This window comes from Boseongicola sp., from assembly GCF_057460485.1.
In genome coordinates, this window is record NZ_JBVCWP010000015.1 from 25,969 (window position 1) to 35,425 (window position 9,457).

A 9,457-nucleotide genomic window follows, 5' to 3' on the forward strand; every position below is an offset into this window, starting at 1 on the left:
TTGGAGGTCACATGAAAAAGTCGATCAAGACCACGGCATTTGCGTCCGTGATTGCAATTAGCGCGTCAATGGCTGCAGCGGATGGAATTGTAACGGTGTATACGGCCGTCCCGCAAAACTTCATCGACGCGTTGGTGCCGATGTTTGAAGAGCAGACCGGTACGTCTGTCGAAATCATCAAGGCGGGCTCTGGCGAACTGCTAAACCGTTTGACGGCTGAGGCCGACTCTCCGATGGGCGACGTTCTTTGGAGCGTGGATGGCACTGTGATCGACTTTAACCCGGGGCTTTTTGAAGCCTACGAAGCCGCGGGTACCGACATGCTTGCCGACGGCATGAAACAAAGCGATATGTGGTCCCCATTCACCGCTGTTGTCATGACTTTTATCGTCAATGAGAGCAAACTCGACGGCAAGCCAGTCCCCGACAGCTGGGCCGCATTGGCTGATCCGATGTACGACGAAATGATCTCGTCAGCGCGTGCCGAAGCCTCCGGATCCGCCTACATTCAGTTGGCGACCGTCCTGCAAGCTTTTGATAGTGAAGAAGCGGGCTGGGAAGTCTATAAAGGTATGCTCTCAAACTTCGTTTTGTCCGATAGCTCCGGCGCGGTACCGCGTTTTGTCAATGACGGCGAACTTGCTGTTGGTGTGACACTCGAAGACGCAGCATTGCGTTACGTTGAAGGCGGCGGGCCGGTGCAGATCGTCTATCCGGCAGAAGGCACAGCAATTGCACCGGACGCCATGGCATTGATTGCCGGGGCACCAAATGGCGACAACGCCAAGGCATTTCTCGACTTCATGTTGTCTCAAGAAGCACAGACGGTTGTGGCCGAACAAGGGCGTCGTCCCGTACGTTCAGACGTTGGGTCTAATCCAGCGCTGTTGCCGTTGGCCCAAGTGAATTCGGTGGGCTACGATGGTAAGTGGGCAGCTGACAACCGGGCTCGCCTTGTTGACCAGTGGAAAGACATGGTGCTTGACGTTCAATAAGTAAACTACAATCGCCGGGTCCGGCTTGACCGGACCCGGCCCCTTATTATTGCGGGTGAACTGAATGGCTTCGGTCGAAATTAAGGGAATCCGCAAGCTTTATGGCGATGTGGTGGCCCTGTCGGACATAAATATTTCAATTCCGTCTGGATCCTTCTTTACGCTTCTTGGGCCATCCGGATGTGGCAAGACTACGCTGCTTAGAACAATTGCCGGATTCCATGACCAGAATGCCGGACGTATCGAAGTTGATGGCAAGTCGATTGAGGGCCTTCCTGCCTATCGGCGAGACGTCGGTATGGTGTTTCAGGATTATGCGATTTTTCCGCATATAAGCGTTCGCGACAATGTCGCTTTTGGCCTTAGGCAACGCAAGGTGTTGGCGTCGGACATTTCAAAACGCGTGGCTGACGTTCTAGAAGTTGTACAACTGGGTGCTTTCGCAGATCGCATGCCGCACGAGTTGTCAGGCGGGCAGCAGCAGCGTGTCGGACTTGCGCGAGCCGTCGTGATCCGCCCAAAAGTGCTTTTGATGGACGAGCCGCTGTCGAACCTTGATGCGCGCCTGCGTGTGGACCTGCGCGCAGAACTGCGCCGTATTCAGCGCGATCTTGGGATAACCACGGTTTATGTAACACATGATCAGGAAGAGGCTTTGGCGATGTCTGACACCGTTTGCGTTATGCATCAGGGTGTCATTCAGCAGGCGGCTAGCCCGCTCGACATATATTTGCGCCCTGAGAACAGGTTTGTTGCGACCTTCGTCGGCGCGTGCAATTTCATGTCCCTGTCGAAAGAGGGGGGACAATTCTCGCTGAAGTCGAGTGGGGCGAAAGTATTCGATGCGGCAGGATTCAATGCTACAGAAATCGCCTGTGCCGTGCGGCCCGAAACGCTACGCGTTGCATCGGGTCACGTCACTCCGAGCCCTGAAGAGATCGCGATCCCGGCTAAGATATTAGATGTCAGTTTTATCGGACGAGAAATGGAAGTGCTTACGATCACCGACGGTGGCGAACAGTTGAAATCCCTGGCACGCCCAGACCCCGCTATTATTGAATTAGCCAACGGCAGTTCTGTCACGGTATTGGTTAAACGTGATGATCTGGCCTTCTTTGAGGCGACTGAAGTTGGCCGGCGCGTCGGATGATCAGGCAATTGCGCAGACCTGACTTTTGGACCGTCGTGACTGGCGTTATTTTGGTTGTTCTTGTCGTACTACTTTTGATCCCGATTATTCGCGTTCTTTTGTTGTCTTTTGTTGACGCCGATACGCTGAAATGGACGTTGGGCAATTACGTCGAAGTCTTTACGCGGAATTTCTATCTCAAAGGACTGAAGAACACGTTGTTTGTTGGCTTTTTGGGTACATTAGGGGCCTGTATGCTGGGTATTCCGCTGGCATTTTTCACCGCGCGTTTCCACTTGTGGGGCCGGGCCTGGATTTCAACGCTTGCAATTCTTGTACTAGTATCTCCGCCATTCATTGGCGCCTACGCTTGGATCATGATGCTCGGCTCCAACGGTTTTATCACGAATTTTTTCGGAAGGATCGGGATCGAGACGCCAACAATATATGGCGCACACGGCATTGTTCTTGTTTTCACACTGAAGTTCTTTCCTTTCGTTTTTCTGATGACCCAGACTGCGCTGATGGCGGTGAACAAGTCGTTTGAAGACGCCGCAGAGAATCTTGGTTGCACACCATTGCAACGATTCACGAAGATCACGCTTCCTCTTGTTTTTCCGGCGATCAGCACGGGGGCAATCATCTGTTTTGTATTGTCGATTGCAGATTTCGGGACGCCGGCCATCTTAGGTCGCGGGTTCCGGACACTGTCTACAATCGCTTTTTCGGCGTATCGGTCGGAACTTGGGGGGGTGCCGACAATGGCGGTCACCGTGTCAATGATAATGATAGCTATCTCGATGCTGGCTTTGCTGGCCCAGCGCCGTATCCTCGCAAAACGGCGTTCCGCGAGCAGCCTCACGAATTTGCCGGTCAAAACGCACCTCACTGGATGGCGGAATGTTGCGGTGCACGGCTTTTGCCATGGTGTGGTTCTTATTGCGATGCTGCCGTCGCTCGTTGTCGTATATACATCTTTCCTGAAGACAAACGGTCCGGTTTTCGTGGGTGGCTACGGCCTTGAAAGCTATGGCCGCATCTGGCGCACTGCACCGGAGGCTATTGCGAACAGCTTCTTATTCGCTACTGCGGCAGTGGTGCTGATCACGGCATTTTCAGCGCTGATCAGCTATGTAATTGTCCGACGCGAAACGACCGCATCAGGTGCAATTGATTTTATGATGATGGTGCCATACCTCATTCCAGGTGTGGTGATGGCGATTGGTTTTGTCACAACCTTCCGCTCTGGCTTCTTCGGCGGGATCGGGGCCGCGTGGCTCTTGGTAATGCTCTATTTTATCAGGCGCCTGCCGTACGGCGTCAGGTCAACGACATCGAGTCTCAGGCAGGTTAAGCCATCCATGGAAGAGGCAGCCATCAATCTCGGCGCGCCGCCGCTGATAGCCTTTCTGAAAGTAACTGTCCCACTGATTCTACCGGGTCTTATCGTTGGATCTCTAATGGGCTTTATCACGGCTATTAACGAACTTTCTGGAACTCTCATCCTCTATGACGCGGGGTCGATTACCATGCCGGTGTCGATCTATCTGGCCGTGCTTGATGGTGAATTCGGTTTGGCTGCCGCGCATTCGACGGTCTTACTGCTTTGTACTGGGGTCTGCGTCTACTTTGTCTTTCGATTTACCGAAAACAGAAACTCCGCTTTTCTTTGAGGGTGCCTATGCGCTTAGAAGTTTTCAACCGATCGAAATACCGTGATGGCTCAGCGCCAGGAGATGATGTGCCGCTGGTTGTGCCTGGCGTACTCTACGGGGTCTTTGATGGTGCAACCGATCCTCGCGGCACTGTTGTCGATGGCGTAGCCGTAGGACGGTTGGCTGCGACTATCGTTGCATCAGAAATGGCTGCAATGGCGTTTGATCCGGTTTTCAGGACTTTGCCGGGCTCAGACATTATCAACCGCCTGTCTGCCATCTTGAAGGAAAGAACTGACCCGCTCAACCTCGTCATTCCACCTTCGACAACCCTTGCCGTCGCGCTTGATTGTGGCGAGAGCTGGCGGTTCATTCTTCTCGGAGACAGCGGCATTCGACTGAATGGCCTCGAAGTTCACCACCACCAAAAAGTCATCGATCATGTGTCGACAGCCGCGCGCGTGGCCGTGTTCAAAGAACTTGCTGCCAAGAATATGGATCTCGACGAAGTCGAAGCATTGACACGCAGAAGCATTTTCCTGGGCTTTGACAATGCGATTTCTGAGGGAATTATTTATGCAGCGCGTGCGCAAGCAATCGTGGAAGAAGCAATTGAAGCACTCGGGCTTAGCGATGTGGCGGATCTTGTCTCAGGCTTTCTTATGGGGGGAATTCAGACTCAGTATGGGTTTGGGAACACCACGGGGAACCCGTTGTGTTTCGACACCATGAACGGAACTACACCCCAGTTAGGAGAGCTCCAAGACTTCGAGCGAGCGAAGGCCGACGTGACGAGCGTTGAAATATTCACCGACGGCTATCCGTGTTTGCCTGAAGAAGCCACGACAGCGGCTTGGGAGGATACATTCCAAACTGCCGAGGAACAAGATTTTCACAAGATAGGTCGTTTCGCAACGGTTAAGGGATCGAGCCGCACTGAATTTTTTGACGACCGAACAGTGATAATTCTGGAATAAAGTACCTAATTCCATAGGCCACTGCTTACACTCGACGTTAAGCCGGTCAAATGCTGCGCGGTCCGCAAAAGACCGCGTTTCAGGGTCTGCAAAGCAAAGGTAAAGTCGATGGCCAATGGCAGCAGTGAGCCCTCAGTTACAAAATTCTATTCACTGGTTTTTTACAGATGCGGAATTTGGGCTCCTTATGAACGGCCCAAGCCGACCACATGTCCTTTGCCCCAACGCTGCATAGCGGCTTTTGCTTTCGTGCCGTGACGCCATCGCGCAGCATTTTCTTGTGATCAAGGACGACAGCTGCGATCGCTAGGAGCACTCGAAAATGTACTTCAAAATCCAAATTCTCTTGGAGCCTGATCTTATCTGGCGTCGCCAAGTATGAATGCGGGATTCTAAATGAATAATACACGTCAACATGACCCGGCATCTTTACTGCCTGAGATAACCGTCATTGATTGTTTATCCCGGGCGCATTTTTCAGCAGGTTAGCCACTAATTCTCTGCTGAGCTATTTGAATATGGATTTCTCTCTATTTGTAACTCCCTTTGCCTCCTCGTCTGGTGCATCGAGTTGGATCACTCCGTTGATCAACACTTTCGCAACCACGCAAGGTTCATTTCCGCGATTTGACCAGGTATGATTGTTGCCGCCCTGGATCAGGACGTTCCCGGCCTTTAACAGCAAGTCATTCTCTGGCACTGCCCTCGGGTACAGTTAGTGCCGGAAAACTAGGCAGAAACCTCTAAAGCGCCTGGTTCGGCGTTTTGCAGAATTCGCGGGCAAGAAAAGCGAAGTCGCCAAATGGATCAAGGTTTTTAACTCAGTGACAGCCAGTTTTTTGATTGGGATTGATCTATTTCGCTGGCATGAGTACCCAAACCGGAGAGAAGATATGGCTACGGACCGAAAATCAAGATTGATTATGCTGTTCTTGGCCAATGACAGGCCATCAGTAGAACGCATCGCCACCACACTTGGCACCTCGCTTGCGATTATCCAGCGAGACCTGATTGAGCTGGAGAAAATGGGTCGGATTGAGCAGCGAAATGGGTCTGCCCATATTGCAACTGGATCACGCAAAGCACTTGCTTTTTGGGAGCGCGAGCAAGGGTGTATTGACGCGAGATGCACCATTGCTTTTGCCGCATCTCAGAGGACAAGGCCGAACGAAAGGCCTTTTGGGGATGCGGGGACGGCCGTGTTGCAGCTTGCGCGGTATATTCGGGGGATGGGTTCGTCGATCAAAATTTTCACCAAAGGTTTGGTGGTCGCTCAAGAGTTCGCACATGTTCCCAGTATCGAATTGACGCTCATCGGTGGCCGCCCTCGAATAGAAAAGTTATCGACGGTGGGATCAGCCGCAAGCTCAATGATGGAAGAGCTTTGGTGCGACTGCTTGTTTCTTGGGAAAAAAGCAATCGATGTTGAGGAGGAATTGATAAGCCTTGATGCCGAAGAGGCGGCGATCAACGCGCAAATGGTCCGTCGCAGCGCTCGTGTGACAGACTTTGCGGATAGCAGCAAATTTGGTTCTCGCGTGACACATTCGGTGGAACAGCTTGCCATTGGTCACACGCCGACTTCAGAAGCCGAGCCAACTGGTGAGTTTGCCAAGTATATCGAACGATCTGGTGGAAACTTTGCGCCGACAGAAACCGAAAAGTCCCAGCAGGTGATTCATGCATAGGGCGATTGCGGCAATAGACGGCGGGGGCACAAAGACAGCCGCAGTCATTGCAAGACGGGATGGCAAGGTGCACGAGTTGCCAAATGCTCTAGGCTGCAATCCGCAAGACGGGACCGATTGGAAAAGCGCACTGGGTTCCATTCTGGCGCAAATTCCAAAAGACGCACTACTCGTATTGGGAATGCCGGGTTACGGCGAAGTTCCCAGCATTGATGCACATGTCACGAGATTTGTGGCAGAACGGTTTGGACCGAACTGTCATATTCTTAATGATGTTGAATTGGCGTTCCACGGCGCCTTCCCAAAGGGTGACGGCGTGTTAGTTTTGTGTGGCACGGGGTCGATGGCGGTAGGTGGAAGACAAGGCCGTATCGTACGTTCGGGCGGTTGGGGTTATGTCATTGGTGACGAGGGCAGCGCTTATTGGATTGGTCAACAGGCCCTTGCGTACGCTGCCGCCGAAATCGATGGCCGAGCGCCTGATGTACAATTTGCGAGTCGGTTGAGCGATGCTCTAGATGCGCCAAACCACCCTTTTGGTCTGTTGGAGTGGGTCGCCGCCAGTCCGGCACCAAGAGCACAAGTTGCAGAAGTCGCACGCGCTGTTGATCAACTGGACACAAAGGGTGACGCAATCGCCAGATCAATATTGGATGGAGCTGCACTGCACTTAGTTGCATTGGCGCAGTCGGTCGCTGAGCGATCCAAAGCCACCGCCCCCTATAAATGGTGTTCGGCCGGGTCAGTTTTCCAAAGCAACCGGATTGCGGCGATGGTTCAACAAAAACTTGGCCCGCAAAGCCAACCCGCAATGTCAACGCTCGGGGGCGGCCTAATGCTGGCTTCGGCAATGGCCGAATGGTCGGTCGACGCGGAATGGTCAGCGAGCATTGCCGCCCAACTTGACCAATCATGAAACTTTTACGCCAAAAAAGGACCGAAAAATGAGTTCAACCGTAAGCGGAATAACCGGTCAGTTCGACTATTGGCGCAAGGCGCAAATGCCCGCCGCACTGCCTGTATCGGATGCAATCCGCATCGTCATCGGATGTGGGACCAGCTATAATCTAGCGTTGGCTGTCGCATCTGCCCTTAGCGCGGCTGGCCACACTGCCATGGCCGTACCCGCCGGCGAATGGTTCGACCGACGCGAAGCCTATTTGCCCGATGGCGCCCCTGCTGAAATCATAGCACTTTCACGCAGCGGGACGACCACTGAGACGGTTCGCGCGGCAACGGCCAGTCGTGCACTTGGGCTGCACGTAACCAGCGTGTCTTGTGCTCCTGGAACAGTGCTCGAAACCGCCTCGGATATCGCGATTGTCTTTGACACGCATCCCGACGAAGGGATCGTGATGACCTCATCTGCCTCACTCATGCTGTTGGCAGGTTATGCGATGGCGGGGCTGAAAGTAGATGACGCCCTGGCAGATCAGGCAGGGGTCTTGCTTGCATCTATGCAAGCGGCGGACACAACGATATTTCACTCTCGCAGTCACGTGGTCTTCTTGGGGGGCGGCGCGCATTACGGCATCATGCTCGAGGGCGGCCTGAAACTCATGGAAATGGCGATTGCTGCAACGCAAACTTTTCATCCCGGTGAATACAGGCATGGCCCGATAAGTCTGATTGATGAGGGCTCTGCTGTGGTCATGCTTTACCATAGCGACACCGCAAAGGCGGACGCCGATTTGGTCAACGAAATACAGGCAAAAGGCGCATTCGTTTTAGGGATCGGCGGTCCCGGTGATATTTCACTGCCAGTTAAGGCGATCGGTGATCTGGCCGGAGCAGAGGCTCTGCCAGCGCTTCAGTTTTTGGGGGAACGCCACGCGCAATCCAAAGGTATCGACACAACTGCCCCTCGTCACCTAAGCAAGGTGGTTGTGCTCAAATGATATCCCTTGATGCCTTTCTGGATCTGCCCAAGCATCACGGTGCCGGCCGCAATGAAGTGATCCGCTAAAATTGGACAGCGAGTTAAGACTTATCCATCACGAACGAATGGATACAAGAATGACGAAGCGACGGAACCTTTCAGACAAGTTTAAGGCTGCTGTGGTGCTTGAGGCGCTGCGCGGAGACAAAACAGTTCAAGAGATAGGAGCCAGCGCCAGCTCCACCCGACGCAGGCGAGTGCATGGAAACGGGAGGCTATTGAAGGCATGGCTGGCGTCCTCTCAAGCAAGTTACGTGCATGAGATAACCGGGGTTCCAAGCAAAACGGATCATCAGTAACTAGCCCTGCTTCCGCAACTCAGAGCGGCCTCACACCGCCCTTGATAAACGAATACCGGACCCGCATACTTTGGCAAATCGGAGATACGAAAAGCGGCATGAACATAGACCTGATGCGTCTTAGCTAAGCCGCAAACCTGTCCTAAAAAGCAGCACCACTTCACCGGCCATTGGTCTAGACTGCAGCATTTTGACCGCCACTATGACGGGAGTGCGGGATAAAACCGACTTTCACCGTGAACTTACGAATCACATGGCGGTTAGCGACCGATCTTACTTTTTTGCTATGGCTGAGGCGTTACTCAAAAGACCTTGCCCGCAGATATTGAAGCAGTGTTGCGGACGTCCTACGGGACTATCTTAGCCGGTTGAATAGCGCAGTCGCCTAGGGTTTGAATTGCGGGCTGTCGAGTCCAGGTCGAATACCGGCTCATCGATGCGTTTTCCAAAAGGCAGGAATTTCGTAAACAGTTGGTGTTCTGCAATGTGCCTTTTGAAGAATGAGCGACTTCACTCTATATCTTTAAGCCCTTCAGTTTCTCGACTAAGCCCGTCAATCAGGAGAAGCCCCCCGCATGGAAATAACGGGAAACGCACCGATTAATGTGCTTTTCCAGCAGGACCGAAGGATCGGTCGAGATCTCTCCAAACTCCAGCCCCATGAATGCCTGACTGACCAGCGTTTCCGGCAACGGTGCCTCCGATAAATTCTTCAAAAGCGCGTCTAACGCCGCAGTGACCTTCGCATTGGTCCAATAGTACCGGATGCGGTCGC

8 protein-coding genes are annotated in these 9,457 nt (G+C 53.0%); 7 read left to right on the top strand and 1 reads right to left on the bottom strand.

Annotation, left to right across the window (positions count from 1 at the left end; genetic code table 11):
- The first annotated feature begins 11 nt into the window (after nt 1-11).
- The 7 genes from AC221Y_RS04030 (at nt 12) to AC221Y_RS04060 (ending at nt 8,342) form a co-directional block, all read left to right on the top strand.
- Nucleotides 12-995: an extracellular solute-binding protein gene (locus tag AC221Y_RS04030; RefSeq protein ID WP_299758539.1), complete on the top strand. Its 984-nt coding sequence runs from the start codon at nt 12-14 to the stop codon at nt 993-995.
- A gap of 64 nt (nt 996-1,059) precedes the next feature.
- Complete coding sequence (locus AC221Y_RS04035) at nt 1,060-2,145, top strand: ABC transporter ATP-binding protein (protein WP_486706818.1); 1,086 nt, start codon at nt 1,060-1,062, stop codon at nt 2,143-2,145.
- The gene (locus AC221Y_RS04040; RefSeq protein ID WP_486706819.1) at nt 2,142-3,797 is read left to right on the top strand and encodes an ABC transporter permease; all 1,656 of its coding nucleotides are present in this window, start codon (nt 2,142-2,144) and stop codon (nt 3,795-3,797) included. Before AC221Y_RS04035 ends, AC221Y_RS04040 begins: the two co-directional genes overlap by 4 nt.
- Nucleotides 3,798-3,805: 8 nt before the next feature.
- Entirely contained in the window at nt 3,806-4,756 is a 951-nt protein-coding gene (locus tag AC221Y_RS04045; RefSeq protein ID WP_486706820.1) for a hypothetical protein, read from the top strand.
- 1,025 nt (nt 4,757-5,781) lie between these two features.
- Nucleotides 5,782-6,444, top strand: a complete 663-nt coding sequence (locus AC221Y_RS04050) for a DeoR/GlpR family DNA-binding transcription regulator (protein ID WP_486706823.1) — start codon at nt 5,782-5,784, stop codon at nt 6,442-6,444.
- Nucleotides 6,437-7,360, top strand: a complete 924-nt coding sequence (locus AC221Y_RS04055) for a BadF/BadG/BcrA/BcrD ATPase family protein (protein ID WP_299755724.1) — start codon at nt 6,437-6,439, stop codon at nt 7,358-7,360. The genes AC221Y_RS04050 and AC221Y_RS04055 overlap by 8 nt, the downstream gene beginning before the upstream one ends.
- A gap of 28 nt (nt 7,361-7,388) precedes the next feature.
- Nucleotides 7,389-8,342, top strand: a complete 954-nt coding sequence (locus AC221Y_RS04060; RefSeq protein WP_486706821.1) for an SIS domain-containing protein — start codon at nt 7,389-7,391, stop codon at nt 8,340-8,342.
- A gap of 897 nt (nt 8,343-9,239) precedes the next feature.
- Here AC221Y_RS04060 and AC221Y_RS04065 read toward each other — a convergent pair.
- Nucleotides 9,240-9,457: class II D-tagatose-bisphosphate aldolase non-catalytic subunit (locus AC221Y_RS04065; protein WP_486706822.1), on the bottom strand; the 218-nt coding region annotated here is incomplete at its 5' end.